This window comes from Dysgonomonas sp. Marseille-Q5470 (assembly GCF_951230145.1).
GTDB lineage: Bacteria > Bacteroidota > Bacteroidia > Bacteroidales > Dysgonomonadaceae > Dysgonomonas.
Window position 1 is genome coordinate 423,731 of sequence record NZ_CATNVE010000003.1, and the last position, 22,812, is coordinate 446,542.

At 38.1% G+C, this 22,812-nt stretch carries 18 protein-coding genes; 6 read left to right on the forward strand and 12 right to left on the reverse strand.

Annotated elements, in window-relative coordinates; translation table 11 throughout:
- Positions 1-113: 113 nt before the first annotated feature.
- A complete protein-coding gene (tamL, locus tag QOX35_RS07815; protein ID WP_283686459.1) occupies positions 114-2,528 on the reverse strand; it encodes a translocation and assembly module lipoprotein TamL in 2,415 nt (804 codons plus the stop codon).
- Between the two features lie 121 nt (positions 2,529-2,649).
- Here tamL and QOX35_RS07820 point away from each other — a divergent pair, with 121 nt between their 5' ends.
- Together QOX35_RS07820 and QOX35_RS07825 are read left to right on the forward strand one after the other, a co-directional pair.
- Positions 2,650-3,042, forward strand: coding sequence for a VOC family protein (locus QOX35_RS07820; RefSeq protein ID WP_283686460.1), 393 nt, complete (start codon positions 2,650-2,652; stop codon positions 3,040-3,042).
- A 44-nt stretch (positions 3,043-3,086) separates the two neighbouring features.
- The gene (locus tag QOX35_RS07825) at positions 3,087-3,839 is read left to right on the forward strand and encodes an RNA methyltransferase (protein WP_283686462.1); all 753 of its coding nucleotides are present in this window, start codon (positions 3,087-3,089) and stop codon (positions 3,837-3,839) included.
- Positions 3,840-3,858: 19 nt separating this feature from the next.
- On the opposite strand, the gene QOX35_RS07830 is transcribed toward QOX35_RS07825, so the two are convergent.
- The 9 genes from QOX35_RS07830 to QOX35_RS07870 form a co-directional block, all read right to left on the reverse strand.
- On the reverse strand, positions 3,859-5,052 hold the full coding sequence (locus tag QOX35_RS07830; protein ID WP_283686463.1) for a hypothetical protein: 1,194 nt from the start codon (positions 5,050-5,052) through the stop codon (positions 3,859-3,861).
- Between the two features lie 12 nt (positions 5,053-5,064).
- Positions 5,065-6,627 carry an MBOAT family O-acyltransferase gene (locus QOX35_RS07835; protein WP_283686464.1) on the reverse strand — a complete coding sequence of 521 codons (1,563 nt, stop codon included), beginning with the start codon at positions 6,625-6,627 and terminating at the stop codon, positions 5,065-5,067.
- Positions 6,617-8,062, reverse strand: coding sequence for a LysM peptidoglycan-binding domain-containing protein (locus tag QOX35_RS07840; RefSeq protein WP_283686465.1), 1,446 nt, complete (start codon positions 8,060-8,062; stop codon positions 6,617-6,619). The genes QOX35_RS07835 and QOX35_RS07840 overlap by 11 nt, the downstream gene beginning before the upstream one ends.
- Complete coding sequence (locus QOX35_RS07845) at positions 8,059-9,480, reverse strand: GDSL-type esterase/lipase family protein (RefSeq protein WP_260393664.1); 1,422 nt, start codon at positions 9,478-9,480, stop codon at positions 8,059-8,061. The genes QOX35_RS07840 and QOX35_RS07845 overlap by 4 nt, the downstream gene beginning before the upstream one ends.
- A gap of 181 nt (positions 9,481-9,661) precedes the next feature.
- Positions 9,662-10,150: a pyridoxamine 5'-phosphate oxidase family protein gene (locus QOX35_RS07850; RefSeq protein WP_283686466.1), complete on the reverse strand. Its 489-nt coding sequence runs from the start codon at positions 10,148-10,150 to the stop codon at positions 9,662-9,664.
- 13 nt (positions 10,151-10,163) lie between these two features.
- Positions 10,164-10,559, reverse strand: a complete 396-nt coding sequence (locus QOX35_RS07855) for a hypothetical protein (RefSeq protein WP_283686467.1) — start codon at positions 10,557-10,559, stop codon at positions 10,164-10,166.
- A gap of 16 nt (positions 10,560-10,575) precedes the next feature.
- Positions 10,576-11,508: a DUF3316 domain-containing protein gene (locus QOX35_RS07860; RefSeq protein ID WP_283686468.1), complete on the reverse strand. Its 933-nt coding sequence runs from the start codon at positions 11,506-11,508 to the stop codon at positions 10,576-10,578.
- The gene (locus QOX35_RS07865) at positions 11,483-14,215 is read right to left on the reverse strand and encodes a DNA gyrase/topoisomerase IV subunit A (protein ID WP_283686469.1); all 2,733 of its coding nucleotides are present in this window, start codon (positions 14,213-14,215) and stop codon (positions 11,483-11,485) included. The genes QOX35_RS07860 and QOX35_RS07865 overlap by 26 nt, the downstream gene beginning before the upstream one ends.
- Positions 14,216-14,473: 258 nt before the next feature.
- Positions 14,474-15,256, reverse strand: a complete 783-nt coding sequence (locus tag QOX35_RS07870; protein WP_283686470.1) for a TIGR02757 family protein — start codon at positions 15,254-15,256, stop codon at positions 14,474-14,476.
- 234 nt (positions 15,257-15,490) lie between these two features.
- Here QOX35_RS07870 and QOX35_RS07875 point away from each other — a divergent pair, with 234 nt between their 5' ends.
- Positions 15,491-16,360 (forward strand): mechanosensitive ion channel family protein, encoded by an 870-nt coding sequence (locus QOX35_RS07875; protein WP_283686471.1) that lies wholly within the window; start codon positions 15,491-15,493, stop codon positions 16,358-16,360.
- A gap of 130 nt (positions 16,361-16,490) precedes the next feature.
- The gene (locus QOX35_RS07880; protein WP_283686472.1) at positions 16,491-18,191 is read left to right on the forward strand and encodes a tetratricopeptide repeat protein; all 1,701 of its coding nucleotides are present in this window, start codon (positions 16,491-16,493) and stop codon (positions 18,189-18,191) included.
- A gap of 70 nt (positions 18,192-18,261) precedes the next feature.
- Here QOX35_RS07880 and QOX35_RS07885 read toward each other — a convergent pair whose 3' ends face one another.
- Complete coding sequence (locus QOX35_RS07885; protein WP_283686473.1) at positions 18,262-18,960, reverse strand: carbonic anhydrase; 699 nt, start codon at positions 18,958-18,960, stop codon at positions 18,262-18,264.
- Between the two features lie 198 nt (positions 18,961-19,158).
- On the opposite strand from QOX35_RS07885, the gene QOX35_RS07890 reads away from it, so the two are divergent.
- Both QOX35_RS07890 and QOX35_RS07895 read left to right on the forward strand, forming a co-directional pair.
- Positions 19,159-20,112 carry an aldo/keto reductase gene (locus tag QOX35_RS07890; protein ID WP_283686474.1) on the forward strand — a complete coding sequence of 318 codons (954 nt, stop codon included), beginning with the start codon at positions 19,159-19,161 and terminating at the stop codon, positions 20,110-20,112.
- A 74-nt stretch (positions 20,113-20,186) separates the two neighbouring features.
- Entirely contained in the window at positions 20,187-20,954 is a 768-nt protein-coding gene (locus QOX35_RS07895; RefSeq protein ID WP_283686475.1) for a M15 family metallopeptidase, read from the forward strand.
- 91 nt (positions 20,955-21,045) lie between these two features.
- On the opposite strand, the gene aspS is transcribed toward QOX35_RS07895, so the two are convergent.
- A complete protein-coding gene (aspS, locus tag QOX35_RS07900) occupies positions 21,046-22,800 on the reverse strand; it encodes an aspartate--tRNA ligase (RefSeq protein WP_283686476.1) in 1,755 nt (584 codons plus the stop codon).
- Between the last annotated feature and the right edge of the window lie 12 nt (positions 22,801-22,812).

Here is a 22,812-nt window from a genome sequence, read left to right on the forward strand (position 1 = left end):
TTATTTATTGCAAAAGTACATCTTATTAACTCGCTTGCTTAAAACATATTGCCTAAAAAGAATTAAAACTTATAGGGCGGAGTCTTAAGATGTTATAATTTGCTAATGTAGTATTAGAAAGGATAGCCCACGGCGATGTGCCAAGCTGTATTTTTGGCTATGCGCCAAGGTTCCTTAATAGGCCATCGGGTTATATTGGGATCTCCCGAAGGATCATAAGCTTTCCATCCGCAATCTAAGCGAATAAGTACGAAATCGAAATTAAGGCGTAATCCTAATCCCCATGCTACAGCAACTTCTTTATAAAATTTATTTAATTTGAAAGCCCCATCAGGCTGATCTTCATAGTTCTTCACAGTCCATATATTTCCGGCATCGATAAAAGCCCCCATTTCTATAATCCAGAATAACTTACTTCTATATTCTACACTTGCATCGAGCCGTATGTCTCCCGAGTGATAATAAAAGTTGTCCTTATCATTACCATCTGCCGATTTTTTAAAATAATAAGACCCGGGGCCAAGTTCTCTTATCGACCATCCTCTTACACTGTTTGCTCCTCCTGCAAAGAAGCGTTTTTGGATAGGTATCTGTTGATTATTTCCATACGGATAGGCTAGGCCTCCGCCGAGATGCCATGCCAGTGAGTTCTTTTCGTCTATTTGGTATGCTTTACTATAGTCTATAGTTGCCCGTACATATTGAGCAAAGTTCGTCCCGAATATTTGTCTGGAACCTAAAGAATCTGGTTTTGCTCCTGACATTTTAGCAGCCAGAGAGAGCAGGTTTCCGGCAGTTTCTATCGATGCTCGTAACGAATATATCGGTTGATAAGACCGTCTGTTTACATTTGCTACATTGGTACGTGAAAAAGTATACCCTGTTCCCAGAATAAAGTGGTCTTTAAAACTATACTGTTTCGCAGCCGCAGAAAGTTTGCTTTCGAATGTTGAGTCGATAGATGGAAGGTGAATATAGCTGATCTCTATCAAATCAAATATATGACGGTTAAGAGATTGTCGTCTGTCTTGCCATATATACTGCACTCCTGATCCTAATACTGTACGGGTGAAAAATCCGGGTCGACGTTGGAATGAATAGCTCGCATTTAATTGCGTAGAGGCGTGTATCCTTCGTTTTTGTTCTTTACTCAAAAGAGGAAACATGAAGCTTGGGAATGTAAGTGAGGTCTCTCCTCCAATTTCAAAATAGTTGTCTGAGAAGCTGGAGAAGCTAGGGGTAATAGCTTCGTAGGCTCCACGCAAACGTGCGCTGAATAGCTCCGATCCTTTAAATACGTTTCGGTGAAGATATCCTACGCTGGCTCCTACACCAAAATAACCTCCTGAGTTAGTGCCTTCCACCTCGGCAGAAATACCTTGTTTTTTATCCGGAACACAGGTAATTACGCAATGCAGTTTAGTCGAATCATTATCGATAAATTCGTAATAACTGATATTTATGTTTTTTAATATCTTAAGTTGAGCTAGCGAGCTGTATGTAAGGGACGTTGCATTCTCATTAAACAATGCTCCCGGCATGATATAACAATTATCCAAAACCGTTCTGGGACTGATGTAACGCTCTCTTGGTCCATACTTTATTTTATATCTACCTTCTTCGTATACACTTGTAGGTTCAAATTCATTAACGCTTTGGTCTGTTAGAGGATTATAGTCAACCAGAAAGACTACGTCTTCTACTATGTATTGTCTGTGAGGAACTTCTGTTATTTGTCCATCTGCCGCACGTGTAGCAAATGGCTCGATAGTCAGATCGAGCTTAACCATATTATTGCCGAGTGTGGTATCTGCATCAAATCCTACGTACTCTTTATTAAATGCATAGTATCCCGTTCGACGGAATAAAGATGATACCCGTTCTCTTTCCTGATCGAGAACATCCAAATCCAGTAGAGAGTTTTTGTGTACCAATGTGTTCCGAGATAAAATACTATCGATGCTCATTGGCAAATTTCCTCTGTCTCGTTTTCGGCTAATCAATGGCTGGTATTGCTGGGCAGGTATTATTGTTTTTTTTATTACACTGTCATTGATGTTGATAGTATAATCCTTTATACGATAAGGCGCACCTGCTTTTATATCATAAATTACTTTTGCCTTTTTATTTTTTAGCTCTACTATGGGGGTAACTCTTGCATCTATATACCCTTTGTTTGTCATCATACGCTCCAGGTTGACTACTGTCTGCTCTAGCATAGTACTATCATATAGCACAGGTGGATCTCCCGCATTACGCAACGTACGATTAACCCATTTTGTACTATCTTTTCCGGATAGGTTATATAAGAAAAGTGGTAGCTTGAATATTGCAAAGGTTTTATAGTTAGGTTTTTGTTTGATAAAGGTTTCCATATCCATGGTTGACATGACCTTTTTGTCACTCTTTACTGTAGTGCTTGCCAGTAAATATTCTCCGTCCGGGATATATTTCGTTGTACTGCACGACTGTATGAAGATCGTAAGAAGTATTACTACAAAGAAGGGAATCAAAAACTTATGTCTCATAGAAAATAACCTGAAGCAAACTCTATTTATTCAATTGAACGACAAATTTAGGGTTTTAATTGTTTCTTTTTGTAGTTTTGTTATTAAAAAGAGTATAAATTGATTTTAAATAGAATAGTTTATGAAACTTCACCATGCTGCTATTTGGGTTACAGACTTGGGAAAAGAAAAGGAATATTATGTTAAACATTTTGGAGCCCAAGCGAATCAACTGTACGAAAATAAAACCACAGGATTCAGAAGCTATTTTTTAAGTTTCGAATCAGGCGGGCAATTAGAAATAATGCACAGGACTGATATTCCTGATAATGCAAATGATGTTGTGGGAACACAGCACAAAGGACTTATTCATTTGGCCTTTGTTGTTGATTCTATAGAAGAGGTGGATATGAAAGCAGAGGAACTAAAGAATGCGGGATATCAGATATTAAGAGGTCCTCGGCAAACAGGCGATGGCTATTATGAGTTTGAAACGCTAGACCCTGAAGGAAATAGGTTAGAGGTAATGTTTTAGTTAGATTAAGGTATCGTGTGAAGTAAAATTTGGATAATAAATAAATGAGTTTAAGCAAAAATAAGCTGAAATATATTCGCTCTTTGAAAGAGAAGAAATATCGTGCCGAGTTCGGAACTTTTGTCGCTGAAGGTCACAAGATGGTAAGCGATCTACTGCCATTTATAAAATGTCAGTTGCTCGTTGCTACTCCCGAATTTTTGAGATCGACAGATGTGGCAAATGTTGAAGAAGTAATAGAAGTGAATGATAGCGAGCTGGCTCAAGTGAGTTTCTTGCAAAACCCACAGCAGGTGTTAGCAGTCTTCTACCAATCAGAAAATGTAGCTGATATAAAGATTGATGATGAGCTGGTTTTGGCATTGGATGGTATTCAAGACCCCGGCAATATGGGCACAATCATACGCTTGGCTGATTGGTATGGCATTCATCATATATTTTGCTCGCAAGATACTGTTGATGTCTACAATCCGAAGGTGGTACAAGCTACAATGGGGGCTTTAGCGAGGGTTAATATTCATTATACAGACTTATCAGATTTTTTGACTCGGAATAAACATTTGCCCGTGTACGGAACTTTTCTCGATGGAGAAAATATGTACGAAAAAAAGATTACATCAGATGGAATTATTGTTATGGGAAATGAAGGCAATGGAATCCGTCCTGAAATAGAAAAATTGATTACCGAGAAACTGTATATACCAAACTACCCTGTAGGTAATCCCACATCGGAGTCGTTAAATGTAGCTATAGCTACAGCAATTATTTGCGCTGAATTCAGAAGAAGAAATTTGTAGTTATTAATAGGAGAGGGTATTAAAAGCCTTTTTCAACCAATACATAAGCTCTATATCTGTTGCTTCTGTTGATTGGGCATAACGAAAGGTATCCTGAGGTTATTTTGCCATTTTCTATTCGGATAGGGTGTTTTTCCTCCATCAAGAGATGGTTGTTATACATCTCTTCTGCTTTAGGATTAAAGTCTATATAGAATTTTCCGCAAGACTCCGTCGCTATATAGTTTTCATACAACCGGCAAGTGAGAAATCCCATATTGTATCGCATATTTATTTCAACGCAAGGATGTAATTTATACTCATTGTCTTCTAAATAAATAAGCATATCCACGCCGATACAGCCATTGTAAAGTGTTGTAAGCTTTTCAGATAATATGTTGATAAGCTTGCCCTTTACAGAATCAAGAAGGTCTAGCGATATCTTTTCAGACAATTGTTCTATTATGCTTTCTTGTGAGCCTATATAATTTGCTTCGTAGCCGCCCTTCGCATTGGTATAAAAAAGAGAATAGCCTGCAAAGGCAATATTTCCTTTTCCATCTGCCATAAATTCCATGGCAAAATCCATTTGTTTATCTAAAACTCTTTCGATAGAGACACTCCCTTGTTTTTTTAGAATTCCATGTAATATCTGATTTTCGGTGCGGGTTAATCCTGTTGTCGGTAGCCATAGCAATCCCCTGCCCGAGGATGAATAAGGAGCCTTTGCTAATAGTTGATATGCCGAGGCATTTACAGCCCTGTTTATATTGTCCAGGTTTGTATAGAATTGCGGTATGACTGCTTGAGAGAGTAGGGGGATAGAGTTTATTAATTCAGACAGACAGTCTCTCGCTGCGAGCCTGCTGTTAAGATATTTATATTCTTCACTCCATTGAGGAATATTCAGATTAATTTCTAATTCCTTATTTAGTTCTTCGAAGTAGCGAATCGCTTGAGGAGATACTCCCCATAATGATACATTTGCATCTCTATATAGTTTCAGTTCGTTCTGAGATACTGGTTGAGCTAGGGTAGAGAATTTTTTTGTTAAGTATGAATAATATACTTCGTCCTTCCTATCGACCAAAACTTTATCTTCCCGATCGGCGTACCATGCCGGCAGAAAAGACAACTCTTCTTGCATAGCCGCTATATTTGTCGGAGGTGTATAGTAAGGCGACGCATTGTTGACTGCTGTTTCGTGTCCGGGATTAAAGTAGTGGATGTTCAACTAAATATATTTTTAGAATTGGAAATAAATAAATGGTTGCGGCCCGCTAGATGCTGTTGCAAATATCATCCAAAAGATAAGACCTGCAAAAGCAGCTTTCCCGAATAATGGGATAGAATCGAAGCCCGCTTTTATATTGTTAACCAATTTTTCGGGTAAGAAGTGCATAATATATCCTACAATTAGTAAGATAAATACATTTCTGTATCCTTCTATAATAACCAGCCATTCGTTCGGAGCAAATGTTAGTTTACCAATATTTGAAATAACGCTTCCAGCCAATTCGAAACTTCCGGCACGGAAGAATATCCAACAAAATGCTACGAAGTGAAAAGTTAGTAAGATACAGATTATCCGGGTGAAGCGGTTGTCAGGTATTTTTATAAATTGCTTAAAGAATCGCTCTATTGTGAGCATTGTTCCATGCAATCCGCCCCAAATAACAAATTTCCACGATGCACCATGCCATAATCCTCCTATCAGCATTGTCATGAATAGGTTGAAATAAGTTCTAATCTTGCCTTTACGATTACCTCCCATCGAAATATACAGATAGTCCCGCAACCAAGAAGATAGAGATATATGCCAGCGACGCCAGAATTCGGTGACTGATTGGGATTTATATGGTGTTAAAAAGTTAGGCGGTATTGTGAAACCCATCAAGAGGGATAGTCCAATCGCAATGTCTGAATAGCCCGAAAAGTCACAATATATTTGCAGCGTATATCCATATACAGCCATAAGGTTCTCGAATGCAGTATAGCTCATTGGTGAATCGAACACCCGATCAACAAAGTTGGTAGAGATATAATCTGATATAATCGCCTTCTTTATCAAACCGATAAGTATAAGGAATATAGCAGCACTGGCGTCTTCTTTGGTCAGATGCAGTTTGTTTTTCATCTGCGGTAGAAAATCTTTAGCTCGTATAATAGGCCCTGCTACCAGTTTCGGGAAAAAGGTTATATAGAAACAGAAATCCAAAAGAGAGTCGGCCGGTTTCATTTGCTTGCGATACAAATCTACAGCATAGCTTATCGCTTCGAATACAAAGAATGATATACCGATTGGTAATATAATATTATGTAATGCAAAGTTTCCATTGAAAATTGCATTGATATTATCGATAAGGAAATTCGTATACTTAAAGTATGCCAACATCAATAAGTTGCCGACAATAATAAGTGTCAAGAATAATTTTCGTGTTGAGGTTTTCTCTGACTCATGCATTTTTACAGCTAGCCAGTGTGTTGCTACAGCGCAGATAACCAGTAGTACAAAATAGTTGAGCGGAAAATGAAATCCGAAAAGATTTATATCCATCGTATTTCCCCCTGCCAAATAGTAGAAGTAAAGAGAAAAAGCGATAAGGTATACTTTCCTGAAATGGTCGTGTTTCTTACTGGCTACATATACCATATAGAAGACAAGGAAGAACCCAAGAAAGAAGGCACTATTGAACAGGAGCGGTCGCGACGGGTCGTAAATAAAATATGGTCCTATATCGTTGATTACCTTTTCTAAAAAATCAGGTAAGTAGAAATCTCTTATGCTTTCAAATATATTACTTATCATATTTGCTTTTATAATTATTGTAAGCGTCAAGAAAATCAGAAATAAATAATTGTCCCTGAGCTTCATACCCGCCGGTTGTGTAGTGTACTTTGTCGCGAGCTATCATCGATGCATAATCTCCTCTTGGTCTGATGGCAGAATCGCCACTCATGCGTGAGTATAAATCCCATACCGGTAGGTAATTAATCCCCATTAGAGCAACGCTATAGTCGGCAACAAATGTATTTTGCCTGCCTTTTCGAAACATAGACGGAGGAGGGGTCATTACGAGTATAGTTGCATTTTTACAATATGCTTTTATATTGTTGATAAACTCATTCAGCTGAAAGATATACTCTGTGTCACTCATTTTTCCGAAGGATTCATTCGTACCAAAAGATAGGATGATAAGGTCGGGTTCGAGTATCGGTAGTTGTTTGAAAAATAGAGGATATTTGATGTAATCCGTCATTTTAGAGCCGTTTACACCTATTGTATGATATACAACTCCCGGCTCATTGTTTTCTATTACAAATCCGTTGAGGTTGTACATCGCCGTTTTACCATCGGGTACAAGGGTAATCCTGTTTATGGCTGAATCACTCGTATACGATGAGTAATATGGCTTGGATAACATATTCACAAATTTCAGATTTTCCGTATCCAAGTTGGTTTCCCTCGATTTAACCTGAACAGGCTTGGCTGTGGTTTTCGTTGGTATCTTAAGCGATTGGTTCAATCGGATTGTATTCGATTTCATTCCATTTGCTTTTTTTACCTGAGCAACTGTTACTCTGTATTTCCTGCTTATGGAAGACAGTGTTTCTCCTTTTTTTACCTTGTGATATTTAATGCTTGTGCCCGACGTTGAGCCTGTTGGCGCTGCTCCGGTTACTTCAAGAGGGTCGGCCGATATGCTCATTTTATAATGAGACTCTTTATCCGGATATATTACTTTAACATTGGTAAACTCATACCCTTCTTCTGTATATAGCTGCAATACGAAGTCGTTAGAAGAAGTATATAATGCAATTCCGCTAAGTCCTACGCCTACATCTGCTATCGGTAGTACATTCCTAAGGCTCTGCCAAGAGGCATTGCTGCTGTATCTTACATTTCGGGTCCCGTTTGTTTTTACCAGACTATAAGGAAAAGTAAAGCCATATCCTCCGTTTCCGAATTTTGACTGTAGTTCGCTTCTTATGGCATTCGTGAAAAAATCAGCCTGAATATGAGAGTCACCTATGTGGACAATATTAATTTTCCCTTTTTTACTTTTCTCCAAGTTGTATAACTTATTGAAGATCGGATTTAATAATTCCTGATTTGCAAAAACATTATTCTTTATGTCCTTAACTCTTCTCGCATCTTTCGTTGAAGAATAGAAAAATGTAAGGGGGTAGAATAAGAATAATGTAAATAAACAGATTGTCCGTATTTTTTTCGAAAATATCATTTCTTAATCTCTGTTTCGGTCTTATGTTGTTTGTATTTCAGGTAGCCTTTATTAATCTCGTCATAAAGCAGCTTGGCTATCTTTTTCGAACCCGACGCATTAAAGTGGGTATAGTCTTTATTTGCCAAATGATATTCATCGACCCATTTTACCATCGATCCATTGCCACCCATTAATTCATACAGGTTTATATAGCCCGATCCTGTTTTGCGTGCATAGTTCCTTTGTGCTTTTGCCAACGGAACTACTGCCGGATCTGTTTTCATTTCTTGTTCAATTTTGCTTGCCTTATCCGCTGTGGAAATAATCAGTATGTCAGCATTCGGGAAACATTGATGTAGGTTGTTTACAACCGTTGTCATGTTTTTTTCATACCAACTATAATTTAGAGTACCATAGCCCAATACATTCGTTCCGTATTGAAGAACAATGAGGTCGTACCCTAAAACTTTATCGAACGCATTCATTAGCGATGGATTGAGTATAGAAAGTGGAAGACCGGAGTTGCCACGCATGGAAAAATTATCGACATGTACTCCCTGTCCGTCGTCGAAACTGAATCCGTAAATAGGAATAGAATCGGCATGGGCAAATGTAACCTGCAAAGACTTTACACTTGAAGATGTAAGTGGCAGCGTATTGAGTAAATGTGAAGGGGTAAGCTTTTTGGTAGATATCGAGTCTTTGTCTGCACGAATCGTAATAGACGCATTTGCATTATTGGAACTACCATATAGAAGTATAGGATTATATAATGCAGTTGAATAGGGTTGAGCCTGAGCTTTATATTTTACCCAATAATTAGAGCCTGAACCACGTGTAAAGAATACCTGTCCATCTATCCCAAATGGTCTGGTTGGTTTCTTTACTTTTATAAAAGATTGTACAATCCATTCTTTTGAAACTTGGTGTGAGATAGATCCCCGTGAAGCAGCAGAAAGAGATGATATAGAAACAAAACCGACTCCGTGCCCTCCATAGTTTTTCTGGAATTCACTTCTGACGTCTTGTACAATATAATCGCCGTCGTTCATAGAATCGCCGAAATAGGCTATTCTTACTTTGCCTGACTTATTTGCTTCCAGCTGATGCAGCTTTTCATAAAATCGTTTTAGATTTTGATAACCATCTGCATTAAGCGAGGGGTTTATAGCCTCATCTATTTCTTCGGGCTGGATGTTTAAGCTGTCTGTTGTATTTGTGCTGTCAGCCTTGGCTATATGTGGAGAATCGTCAATGGCTGTAGTATCATTGATTGCATTCAGCATCAGGCTGTCTACAACAATATTTTCGGTTGTTATTTTATTCTCGGGGAATAAGCGGTTGGGAAGCAACTGTTTACAGAGTAAAAAGAAGCCTACGGATAAAACAATAAACAAGATTGCTTTTCCGAAGTAAGAATTATTAGATGAACTCACAATCAACAAATTAATAAGTTTTTATTGTTGCTACGATATATTTATAAAGTTGTGCAAAGCTAATCACTTTCTTTGAAAATCTATTTGAGAGAAAGTATAATTTAGCGATATTTTACTTTTCCCGATTTCCTCTATCTTGCAGCTATGAGGTACATATAGCTTAACTTGGGTAAAAAGAAATTCAATGTGGACTATATTTTGCTTTGGCTGTTATGTGTTCTATTTCTATTTTGAATGTAGCTGTACGGCTCCACGATTTGTCTATATATTTTTCTCCTATTTCTTCAAAGCCTTTTGAATATTTATTTACCAATAGCCTGAGAGCTTTTCGTTTTTCTTCATCAGATAGATTTATATCAGCTTTACCGTAGGATATAACACTTTCGTATAAGGTGGTGAATTGTTCGGCAATGGGTTTTGTTACACCTACTACACAAAATGACACCTTATTGTTTTGTTTTATCAGGTCTAGTTTCTGACCTTCGGGAGCACAATGAAAATAGAGAGTATTAGCTTCCTCATCATAAACATAACTGATTGGGATGCCATAGCCATATCCATTCTCGGACGTTCCTAAGCTAAGAAATCCGTATTCTGATGTGTTCAATAGTTCGCTTATGCGAGCTTTATCTTCAAGTATTCTGTTTTGTCTTCTTACTTCTCTGAACATATTGGTTTAAATACTAATTGTTTAATCTTCTATTTATAGCTTTGTCTACCATATCGGAAATGAATACATGCCCAAAAATTCCCAGTCCGATCGTTGCTTCCTCATTATTCCAGAAAGCTTTTGTAGTAGAGAATAGGAAATAATTATTAACAGTGATATGATTATTCACCAATGGGTCTACACTCGGATGGTGGCCTACATATCCCGAACCCAAAGGGTCAGGTGGAAGCACAATGCTGTTTATTTTATGTTTAACGGCTTCTCTGTGTTTCTCTTCATCCGGATTTGTGATAAAGGCAATGAATAAGATGATAAAAAGAAGATATCTCTTTTTAAATAGATGCGAGCCCTTTGTAGGTATCCTGTTAGGATCTTTATATCTTTTCTCTATTTCTTTTATATCTCTCATTTAAGCCTTTTACTGCTTATTTCCCATTCCAATAGTCGATACGGGCTTTTTCTTTTGGTTTCTTTACCCCTTCTATAGGGAATCCAATCACAAAGCTGTTTGTATACTGATGCGTTTGTATCTCATTTACTTTTGTCTGATACCATGAGCCCATATACCCCACTCTGATTGTATATTTGTTTATCGGGATATCCATCGATATGTAGTTGCGCAATGCTCGTTGATTGTCATAGGATGCGAAATTGACAAGTCCGACAGAGTTGCCTAACGAAATCTCGTAGTACGATTGTCCGTATTTAGGAGAGAATAATATTCCCATAAACGGAGAATCTATTTGCCAGCGTACAGCACCCCATTTGAATTTATATGAGGCGGTAACAGACAGGTTGAGATTGGAATATGCACGGGCAGAAGCCGGATTATTTCCATTTCGTTCATTGTACAATACACCGCCATTTATATCCCATAGTCCTCCTAGCCCGAGACGGAAGTTGTCGGTATTATAAACCATATAATGACCTCCTATCCTGTAGCTAAGAAGTGCCCAGTATTCCGATACATTTTTTGCGGGATTATCTCCTTTCGAAAGATCCAGTTCGAATATCTGCTGTTTATAGAACTTATAATCGAACCACGTCGTACGGCGCATCTGCTCATACATCAAATGAATAGAGAAACCCTTATACTCTAATGGCGATAGGTATGTATCGTACATGTTAGCAGAGCCGATAGAGACCGATAGGGCGTTGTTCGTTCTTAACGGTATAGGAACCCCTAAAGAGGAATCATCGATAACTATCGTTCTCTTTTGAGGGGCATAACCTTCAATTTCTACTGAATCAAGAGCATGTGTTTTATCAACAAGGTTTTGAGCTTGTAAATTAATAAAAACGCATACACTCAGAAATAATAGAAATATATATTTATTCTTCCTCCTCCTTATCATCATCTTTAAATAACGATTTCTGCCCTGTTATTTCATCCAAAATATCCGAGATGGGGCGATTGTCCACTTCATCATCGTCATCGTCTATCTGTACTTCAAATTTCTTTTCCTCTTCTTCTTCCGGTTCAGGAAAGCGGATAGGTTCAAGTTCTTTGATGTCGCCTATTTCGAATGTCGATAAACGCTTACCTTTAGCCTTGAAGCCTTTTACTGCAATGAATTCATCCGCATCTATTTCCAAGGCTTCACGATAACTATCGCGCCCGCCAAAAGTGACAAGAATACGAGGATAAACAATGTCTGTAAGAATCTTCAGTTTCGAGTTCGGATTATCTCCAAGGAAATTCTGTTTTTTTGCAGAAGATTCGAATGTAAAGCGTTTCAGATACATAAATTGCTGGTCGGCATCAAACAGAACGGCTGTCCAATTTTTATTTACGTCGAATTTCTCGATACGGATGATTCCGGCTTCGTAGTGATTCGTTACATCGAAATTGGAGGTGTAGAACTCTCCATTATCGTGTACAACCAATATTTGGTCTTCGCTTTGGAATTCTCCAAGGAATTTGCCTCTGCCATCATAGTTTAGGCGCAACACATCCTGATCGAACCAAACTTTGCGTCCGCCAAGTGTTGATCCACCCTTTTGCTTCAGTGATATTTTATGTACTTCAGCTTTCGTTAAGATATTTCCCATAGACTGACGTCCTTTGATGACAATATCGCTAAAGTCTTTTTCGAATACAAGTATTTTTTGACGAGGTTTCGGCTTCAGTATTACTCGTATGGTTTCAGCTTCACCATTTGGGTTTGCACTGAAATAGGTGATACGAGAACCATCTTCACCTTGTGTAACATCATATTCCTTGTCACGGGTTATGCCCGTTACGGCAAAACGCTTGATGTATGAAGGGCCATTCTTACCGTGGCGATAGACCACGTTATAGATCGTGCGCTTGTCATTGCGGCGGAAGACGTATAGATAAAGAATATTTTTACCGATAAACATCTTGTCGCTCACTTTTACAATCTTGTATTTACCGTCTTTGAAGAAAATAATTATATCGTCAATGTCGGAACAGTTGCAGACAAATTCATCTTTTTTCAGTGATGTGCCGATAAAGCCTTCTTCACGGTTGATATACAGTTTTTCGTTTGCTTCTACCACCTTTGTCGCTTCGATGGTATCAAAGCTGCGGATTTCTGTTTTGCGAGGAAAATCTTTTCCGTATTTTTCTTTCAACATTACAAACCACGAGATCGTATAGTCTACAATGTTTTCTATATTGTGCTTTATTTCTTCTATTTCGTCTTTATATCTAGCTATCAGCTCATCTGCTTTGTCCGAATTGAACTTGAGAATACGTCCCATCTTGATTTCCATCAATTTGAGTATATCCTCACGTGTAACCTCACGGATAAACTGTTTCGCATATTTAGCTAATCTCTTATCGATATGCTCTACAGCCATATCCATATTGTCAGCATTCTCAAACTCTTTGTCTTTGTATATACGCTCCTCGATGAAAATCTTTTCCAGCGAAGAAAAGTGAAGACTTTCTTCCAGTTCACTCTTTTGTATCTCCAGTTCTTGACGAAGCAGGCTTAACGTATTGTCTGTAGTATGACGGAGTATGTCGCTTACTGTAAGGAAATAAGGTTTATTATCTTCGATAACACAGCAGTTTGGCGAAATGCTTATTTCACAATCGGTGAAAGCGTATAGAGCATCTATTGTCTTATCGGAAGAGACGCCTGCTGCCAGATGTACCTGTATTTCTACATTCTGAGCAGTGATATCATCTACCTTGCGGATTTTAATTTTACCCTTATCGTTGGCTTTCAAGATCGATTCCACAACAGACGATGATGTACGACCGTAGGGAATGTCGCTTATAACAAGCGTTTTGTTGTCCAGTTTAGATATTTTAGCCCTAACCTTTACTGATCCGCCTCGCTCGCCATCGTTATACTTGCTGACGTCTATATAGCCCCCGGTTTGAAAATCGGGATAGAATGCAAATTTTTCTCCTTGAAGATGCGCTATGGCTGCATCACAAAGATCATTGAAGTTGTGAGGAAGAATCTTAGACGAAAGTCCCACAGCAATACCTTCCGCACCTTGAGCTAGAAGTAGAGGGAACTTAACAGGTAGCGTAACAGGCTCTTTATTACGTCCATCGTATGATGGTTTCCATTCTGTGGTTTTGGGATTGAAAATCACTTCCAAAGCAAACTTTGATAAGCGAGCTTCTATATAACGGGGTGCAGCAGCTCCATCTCCTGTAAACACGTTTCCCCAGTTTCCCTGACAGTCTACCAATAAATCCTTTTGTCCCAGTTGCACCAATGCATCCCCTATAGAGGCGTCTCCATGCGGGTGAAACTGCATAGTATGCCCGATGATATTAGCGACCTTATTGTAGCGACCGTCATCCATGCGCTTCATAGAGTGCATGATACGACGTTGCACCGGCTTGAAACCATCAGATATGTGAGGTACCGCACGTTCGAGTATTACGTACGATGCATAGTCGAGAAACCAGTTTTGGAACATACCCGAAAGATGTGTCTGATTGTCAGCCGTATCTTTTATCGGGACTTTATAGTCTGAATGGGATGCTGCATCAGCGTTCTCCAACTCATCATCCAATATTGGTTCGTCGTTATCTAAATTCTCTGGTTCGTCAATAATATCTTCAGGGAGCATATGTGTTTATTGGATTTAATAGCTACTAAAAAACTAGCTCAAAGATAGTTTTTTTTGCTTTGAATTCAAAATGAGAAAGGTGTTGTATATTGCAAATAAAAAAAATACAGAAATTTTATTTGTGTTTATTTATTTGGAATAAAATTGTCATATAATGAGGTCTTTGACATCTATAACAACTGAAATCTGAGAGCAGAAAGGTGACATGAAAAATATGTGTAAAATGTGTCACTTTTGTCACCTTTGTTACTTTTTATTCTAAGGGATAATACATTTTTCTTCTATAGAAATACCAAACAGAGCGAAGTCATATTTGGCAGGGTCGTTGATATCCAGTGTTTTTAGACTTTCTGTTAGTTCTAGCGCTGCCCTCCAATCGGGTTTGTCTCGTTCCAGCAGACCTAGCTTGCGGGCTGTACGCTCTACATGAAGATCGAGTGGACAAATCAACTTGGATGGGCTGATTTGTTTCCATAACCCGAAATCGACCCCTTTATTATCATCCCTTACCATCCATCGCAGGTACATATTCAGTCGTTTGCATGCCGATTTTTGAACGGGAGAGGGGATATGCTTTCGTGTACGGTCAGGTGCATCGGGATGAGAAAAGAAGTATGTCTGAAAGTGATTGAGGACTGTCTCTATATTCATGTCGGAGGAAGGAAAGAAAGCTTCCTCTAGGCTGTTGTATTGAGTGAAGTGCCTTTTCATAAAGTCGATACAGTATAGCAAGTCTGTATCGTTGAATGTTCTGTGTTTAAACTGTAGGAGCTTTTTCAAGTCTTCGTCACTGTGTCCTTGTATGAAGTTGTATGGAGCGTTGTCCATTCTTTCTGCCAACTCTTTACATTTATTGATAATGGTTTTGCGTTGTCCCCATGCAAAGATGGCAGCAAAGAAACCCATTATTTCTTTATCCTGTTTGCTTGTGAAGCTATGAGGAATGGAGATCGGATCGTTATCGATAAAAGTAGGGGTGTTGTACTGTTCTACTTTCTGGTCGAGGAAGTTTTTGAGATCAAATATATTTATACCTTTCACTTGTCAATCTATTTTGGTAGGACAAAGATATAAAAAACAAAAGAGCAGAAAGTCTTGCTCTTTGTCTGTTGGATGTTCGACAAATGCGAGATCATTTATCTACTCTTAGAAATATACCATTCGAATCTGTAAAATTTGATTGTTAAAAATCTATTTTAATCCCGAATAAAATGACAATTGTATTGTATAAATATATAATTTTATGCTCGAATTATTGCACTTGTTATATAGTTTATGTTGTTAGATATATTTTCTACTGATAGTCTGTCTGTTGTGAATGCAGAAGCCACGGTTTCAACCCTCGATAAGTTGCTTGACTACCTGCTTGATGTTTCGGTGGCGCTAGGTACAAAAATTGTAGCTTCAATTATTGTATTTATTGTTGGCCGCTGGGTGATTGGGTGGATAAGAAAGTTTTTTGATAAGTTTCTACTTCGCCGACGGATAGAGGAAACAGTACGCTCGTTTTTGGATAGCCTGATCAATATTTCATTAAAGATTGTATTGTTTCTTTTTATAGTAAATATACTAGGCATTCAAACTACTTCTTTTGCTGCTATATTAGCTGCTGCCGGATTAGCCGTAGGTATGGCTATGAAAGATAATCTCTCTAATTTTGCAGGAGGTGTGATGCTGTTAATAAACAAACCGTTCAAAGTCGGAGATCGTATTGTTGCCCAAAGTACGGATGGTGTCGTTCAGTCTATTGGAATATTATATACTGTTTTGCTGACAGGCGATAATGTCACTATATTTATACCCAATGGCCCTTTATCTACCGGGAATATAACGAACTATTCAGCCCAGAAACAGAGGCGTATTGACCTCACGTTTAATATTAATTATGGAACAGATATTGACCTTGTAAAAAGTTTATTGCTATCAGTTATTAAAGAAAACAAATCAATAAACGATACCCCTACACCTTTTGTGGGTGTTACAGATGTTTCGAATGGCGTTATCAATGTAACAATACGGGTATGGGTGAATAGTGAGGATTATGGAAATACAAGTGTCTGTTTGAACGAGAATATATATAAGTCTTTCTCCGAAAAAGGGATCTATACCGCATCAACACTGAGTGTGAAAATGCTGAAAGATTAAAAAAAATTAAAAGTCTTAGGAATATTCAAAATAAGGTAATTGTATTTTATTTTCAGATGGAAATCAAGTAGCTTTGTGATACGAAGAATCGGAATTTAATAAATATATAAAACTAAATTACTTAAGTGTTATGAAAAGGCAGAAACTCATTCAATTCCTTTCGTTAGTAGCCTTTGTTGCTATCATAGCAACATCGTGCGGCAAAAAAACAATGCCTCCTTTGGCAAATTCTTTATTTACAACAAATCCTTCGCCGTTAGAATTGGTAGGGACTAAAGTTCCTGTTACAATAAACGGACGCTTTCCTGCTAAATGGTTCGAGAAAAGTACAACAGTTGTAGTTACACCGGTATTGAAGTATACAGGAGGTGAAACTCTTGGAACTCCTTATACATATCAGGGCGAAAAGGTAGCCGGAAACGGAATCGTAGTACCTTATGAAGCTGGTAGTGCTATAACAATGAAGTCTGAGTTTGATTATATTCCGGCAATGAAAAAATCGGAATTATTTTTACGCTTCGATTTTTACAGAGGCGGAAAACAAGTGGTTGGCTTTGGCGATGTAAAAATTGCTGATGGTGTAGTTGCAACTCAAGCGCTTGCAAATGCGGGCACTTCAGCTCCTGCTGTTGCTCCTGACGCTTTCCAACGCATAATCAAAGAAGCTTATGATGCTGATATAATGTTCTTGATCCAACGTGCAGAATTGCGTTCTAGCGAATTGAATTCTACAAACCTGAATGCATGGAAAGAATTGGTAAAAGAAGCAGATAGCAACGAGCGCAAGAAAGTAGATGTTGAAATTTCGGCATATGCATCTCCTGATGGAGGGTTCAAACTGAATGATCAGCTAGCTGAAAAACGTGAGAAGAATACAACAAACTATTTGACTAAAGAATTCAAGAAAAATAGTATTGATACTGAAATTAATGCTAAATATACAGCTCAAGACTGGGATGGATTCCAAAAATTAGTTCAAGCATCTAGCTTACAAGACAAAGATCTTGTTCTTAGAGTATTGTCTATGTATCCAGATCCAGAAACCAGAGAAAAAGAAATTAAGAATATCTCAGTTGTATACTCTGATCTAGCTGAAACTATTTTACCAAAACTTCGTCGTTCTCGCCTTTTGGCTAATGTAGAAATAATTGGTAAAACTGATGAGGAACTGAAAAATGTTGCAGTAAGCGGTAACCTTGGAGACCTTACAGTAGAAGAATTGTTATATGCTGCTAACTTGAATGGTGTATCTAAAGAGAAAGTATATACTTTCGTTACTCAAAAATTCCCTAACGACTATCGTGGATGGAATAACCTAGGTGCATACTATTATAAGAATGGACAAAACAGCAGAGCGGTTCAGGCTTTCAATAAGGCTGCTGAAGTTTCGTCTCGTGCAGCTGAAGCGAATATGAACTTAGCTTTAGTGTCATTGGCTGATGGAAATACTGCTAAAGCAGAGCAACTACTTGGTAATGCAGCAGGAGCTAACTCGTTAGGTGAAACAATGGGATTGATGTATATCCAAAAAGGAGAATATAACCGTGCAGTTCAATCGTTTGGTAACACTGTATCTAACAATGCTGCATTGGCTCAGATTTTGACTAAGAATTATAGCCGTGCTCAACAAATATTGGATGCAGTACCAACTAAAGATGCTACTACATATTATTTGGCTGCTATTGTAGCTGCAAGAACAAATAGTGCATCAGGTGTTGCCGGAAACTTGAAGTCTGCTATTCAGAATGGAGTTTCTCCAGCTGAGATAGCGAAAGATATCGAATTTGCTAAGTTCCTTACAAATCCAGATATTAAGAATATGTTATTCTAAAATAAAGCATATAATGAAAAAGCTCAGCCGCAAAGGCTGAGCTTTTTTATGATCAAAAACGAAGATTTTATTAAAGGTCTAAAAATTCAACCTCTCCTGATTCAATGTGGTAAATAGCTCCCACTATTTGAATCTTTCCCTCGTTATATTTTTCTGATAATATAGGTGTAGATTCTCTTAATTGCTTTACTCCATGTATAACATTTGCTTCGATAGCCTTTTGGTACTTATCCGAACCTTCTGTTTTGAAGACTTCGTTTTCTTCATCTTCACTGTTTAGCTTATTTACAATAGATTCTATATGACCTAATTTTTCAGCATGATCCGCATGCTGGTGATCCGGATTGTGCTTGATATCCATGAATGCTTTTACTGCACCACAACTGGTATGTCCTAAAACAACTATAAGCGTTGAGCCAAGATGTTCTGCAGCATACTCGATGCTTCCTTCTTCAAAGTCAGCCATAACATTACCGGCTGTACGGATTGAAAATAGATCGCCGAGTCCTTGGTCAAATATGATTTCAGGAGATACACGGGAATCGGAGCAGCTGACAATGACAGCAAAAGGCTGTTGCCCACTTTTGAGTTCGTCAACTCTAGCCATATCCTGATGTTGGTGTAATGGAGTACTTGATACAAAACGGAGGTTTCCTTCTTTAAGTAGAGCTAAAGGATTTTCATTTGCTTCTTGAGCATAAACAGAAACGGTAATCAAACAGAGTGTTACAGCTGTTAAAGTTAATTTTAGATAGTTTATAATTTTCATAAATGTTATGTATGTTAAAAAATCGGGTAAAAGTATATAAAGATTCGGCTCATAATTCTTTTCGATTATGGAAATATTAATGCTCCATTGTTAAATATTATGAATAGATAAGGGGTAAATAGTATCATCTAAAAATTTAATAAATACGAGAATCCTAAAAGAAAATAAACTATCTTTATTCAAAATAAAACGAAAACGATGAAATATAACTTTTGCGGAAACAGTGGGTTACAGCTTCCTGAAATCTCATTAGGGTTGTGGCATAATTTCGGAGATGTAGATGATTTTGAAATGGCTACATCTATGATTTTACATGCCTTTGATAGTGGTATTACACATTTTGACTTAGCTAATAATTATGGCCCACCTCCCGGAAGTGCAGAGACTAACTTTGGAAAAGTGTTAGCTAAAGAGCTTAAAGGACACCGAGACGAGCTTATTATATCATCAAAAGCAGGTCACTTGATGTGGAATGGCCCTTATGGTGATGGCGGTTCGCGAAAATATATTATGGCAAGTATTGATCAGAGCCTGAAACGTACGGGCTTAGAGTATTTTGATATATTTTACTCACATCGGTATGATCCTCAGACTCCGATAGAAGAAACGATGCAAGCCTTAGTCGATATTGTTCGCCACGGGAAAGCTTTGTATGTAGGTGTATCAAAATATCCTCCGCAGCAATTGATAAAGGCTTATGAAATATTGAAGTCACAGAATGTGCCTTGTTTGATTTATCAGGACAAGTATAGTATGCTTGTTCGCAATCCCGAAATTGAGCATATGGCTATTAATAAAGAATATGGAGTAGGATTTATTGCATTTTCTCCATTAGCGCAAGGGTTACTTACGAATAAGTATCTGCATGGTATTCCTGAAACTTCCCGAGCTCACAAAAGCCATGGTTTTTTGCAGGAAAGTGAAATTACTCAGGATGTGATAAAACAGGTTTCTGCATTGAACGACTTGGCTCTACAGCGTGGTCAAACTTTAGCAGAAATGGCTTTAGCATGGCTGTTACATAACGAACAGGTTACATCTGTCATAATTGGAACAAGTTCTTTGAATCAGTTGAAAGATAATCTGAAGGCAAAAGATAATGCAAATTTTTCAGCCGAAGAGTTGACCTTGATAGAGAAAATACTGAAGTAAAAAACATCCGTTTTTAATGATAAAAGAAGGATATATTATCATGATATATCCTTTTAAATTTTTATCTTTAGTATATGAAAAAGACAGTTATAGTCCTGCTCTTTCTCTTCATTGCCGGAATAAGCTTTTCTCAGAATAAAGATCAATATCCCATAGCTGTATATAAGCTTATGAAGGCTTATCCCGAGAGTATTGTGGCTTTTGATAATTCTAATATTGTCTTAAAAGACGGAAGAACTATCAAATATAACGAAGGAGGAACGAAGACTCACTCTGACCTGATGAACAGTAATGATCTAGGAGATATCTTTACATATCCTTACATCAAAGGAAAGGTTGAGAATATTTCTAAGAATTACGATCCGGGACGAATAAGAAATGAAGAGCTCTTAAAGTTAATGTATGGGTCTACTTCAGCGGAAGTACAAGCTAATTTGGTTACCATCACTTGGTGTCCAATGCTTGTAAACCAGACTCTGAGAGTAACGAACATAAATGGTGTTGCGAAGCAATTGCAGAAAGTATCAGATGAATTAGATAAGCATCCCGAACTACGGGAATACCTGTATAGTTCGGGCGTATTTAACTGGCGAAAGATAAGAGGAACAAACAGGCTGAGCAGCCATAGCTTTGGTACTGCTATCGATTTGAATGTTAAATATTCCAATTATTGGCAATGGGACTGTCGTTGTAAATCAGAGGACGCAACTTTACAGTATAAAAACAGAATACCGCAACTTATAGTCGATATATTCGAGAAGCATGGATTTATTTGGGGAGGCAAGTGGTATCATTATGATACAATGCACTTTGAATATAGACCAGAGCTTCTTATCGACTGAGACTATCCAACCGATAACAACACGTGTTTTTAAAACGAGAAAGCGCTCTAACTTGATAGTTAGAGCGCTTTTGATTTATATAGGATCTGTTTTATTCCTTTATTTCTACTTTCAAATTCAGCTCCTCAAGTTGAGCCGGATCAAGAGTTGCCGGAGCATCTATCATCATATCACGTCCTGAGTTATTCTTAGGGAATGCAATACAATCACGGATACTATCCAATCCTGCAAACAATGATACCAAACGATCTAAACCAAAAGCCAGACCAGCATGTGGAGGTGCTCCATATTTGAATGCATTCATCAGGAAGCCAAACTGTGCCTGAGCTTTTTCTTCAGTGAAGCCAAGTATTTGGAACATCTTATTCTGTAGTTGACTGTTGAAAATACGAACAGAGCCTCCTCCTACTTCTACACCGTTGATAACCATATCATAGGCGTTGGCTCGGACTGCTCCCGGATCACTATCAAGCAAAGCTATATCTTCTTCTTTAGGACTTGTAAACGGATGGTGTTTTGCGAAATAACGTCCTAGTTCTTCATCTTTCTCTAACAGAGGGAAGTCAATTACCCATAGACAGTTAAACTGATTTTTATCTCTTAGTCCAAGTTGATCTGCTACTTCTAGACGAAGTTCTCCTAGCTGTTTCTGAGCCTTTTCTGTTTCACCGCAGATAATTAGTATAAGGTCTCCCGGTTCTGCCTGACAGCGTTCTGCCCACATCTTCAAATCCTCAGGGCTATAGAACTTATCTACAGAAGATTTTAATGAGCCATCCGCCTCGTAGCGGGCATAGACAAGCCCTTTTGCTCCTATCTGCGGACGTTTTACATAGTCAGTCAGAGCATCAATTTGTTTACGGGTATATGAAGCTGCTCCTTTAGCGCAGATAGCTCCTACGTATTCAGATGAATCAAATACGACAAAATCTTTACCTTCTGTCAAGTCTTTTATTTCTACGAATTCCATACCAAAGCGTGTATCCGGCTTATCAGAACCGTAATACTTCATGGCATGCGCATAAGTCATACGAGGAAAATCAGGAATATCAATTCCCTTTACAACTTTGAACAGATGCTTTGTTAATCCTTCAAACATATTCAGCACATCCTCCTGATTAACATACGACATTTCACAGTCGATCTGAGTAAATTCAGGTTGACGGTCTGCTCTCAAGTCTTCGTCACGGAAACATTTAACGATCTGGAAATATCGATCAAATCCCGAAACCATCAATAGCTGTTTGAATAATTGTGGCGATTGTGGAAGTGCATAAAATTCACCCGGATTCATACGGGATGGTACAACAAAGTCACGTGCCCCCTCGGGAGTAGAACCAATGAGAACAGGCGTTTCTACCTCAAGGAATTGACGCTCGTCTAAATAACGGCGTGTTTCGAATGCTATTTTGTGACGAAGTTCAAGGTTTTTTCTTACCACATCGCGACGCAAATCGAGATATCGGTATTTCATTCTTAAATCATCGCCGCCATCAGTATTGTCTTCTATCGTAAATGGTGGTGTATCTGATGTATTTAATATTACAAGTTCGTTTACGATAATCTCAATATCGCCGGTAGACCTATTGGGGTTCTTACTCGAACGCTCTTCTACGTTACCTGTCACCTGCAATACGTATTCACGACCTATCTTATTCGCTCGCTCGTACAAGTCGGCATTGATATCTTTACTGAATGACAATTGAGTAATACCGTAACGGTCGCGGAGGTCGATAAATGTCACTCCACCACCAAGCTTGCGAACAGCGTTTACCCATCCGGCTAACGTTACTTCTTTGTTAACATCTGCAAGAGTTAATTCTCCGCACGTATGATTCCTATACATATATATTATTTG